General features: G+C 72.4%; 1 protein-coding gene. It reads left to right on the forward strand.

Annotated features, from left to right (window positions below):
* The coding region (locus tag ASF38_RS17825; protein ID WP_235497371.1) for a hypothetical protein at positions 1 to 939 on the forward strand (939 nt) is incomplete at both ends.

A 939-nucleotide genomic window follows, 5' to 3' on the forward strand; every position in this document is an offset into this window, starting at 1 on the left:
CCGTGGAGATCACGGTGCCCGACACCGAGGAGCAGGCCGGAGGGTCCTATCGCTCCGCCCCGACTCCGCGCGTCCTCGGCACCGCCGCCCCCACCATCGACGGAACCCCCCTCGAGGGCGACACGCTCACCGCCGTGCCCGGCACCTGGACGCCCGGGACCACCCACACGTTCCAGTGGTTCGCGGACGGCGACCCGCTCGTCGGGGCGACCGCCGCCACGCTCCCGCTGTCCTCCAGCTCCGTGGGTCGCTCCTTCTCGGTGGAGGTCCGAGGATCGCTCGAGGGCTACGGCTCGGTGACCGAGGCGTCGGCTCCGTCACAGCGCGTGCAGTCGAAGGCCCTGCCCACCATCTCCGGCCTCCTGCTCGTGGGGGCCACCCTCAGGGCCGCGACCGGGACCTGGACCGAGGGCACCGACCACACCTATCGCTGGTTCGCCGACGGCAAGGCGATCACCGGAGCGAGGCTGAGCTCCTTCAAGCTCACGAAGGCTCAGGGCGGTCGACGGATCAGCGTGCGCGTGACCGGCCGCAACGAGAACTTCCCCACCGTGGCAGCGACGTCCGCGTCGACGCTCCGTGTCGTGACCGCGGCCGCAGTGCCCCGCATCTCCGGGGCCGCGGCCAAGGGCAGGACGTTGACCGCCAAGCGCGGGACGTGGATGAAGGGCATGACGGTCCGGTACCGCTGGTACGCCGACGGCGTGGCGATTGCCGGGGCCACTCGCTCGAAGCTCGTCATCCCCTCGTCCGCCGTGGGCAAGCGGATCACGGTGCGCACGACCGGCAGCCGCTCCGGCTACGGGACCGTGACCCGCGCGTCCAGCGCCACCCGCTACGTGCAGCGGGTCGGCAAGGCCACCTTGTCCGGAAGCACCGTCGCCACCCGCCGGATGCGGGTCTCCACCGGCACCTGGACCTCCGGCACGCGCTTCACCT

This window comes from Aeromicrobium sp. Leaf272 (assembly GCF_001422865.1).
In the GTDB taxonomy this organism is placed as follows: Bacteria; Actinomycetota; Actinomycetes; order Propionibacteriales; family Nocardioidaceae; genus Aeromicrobium.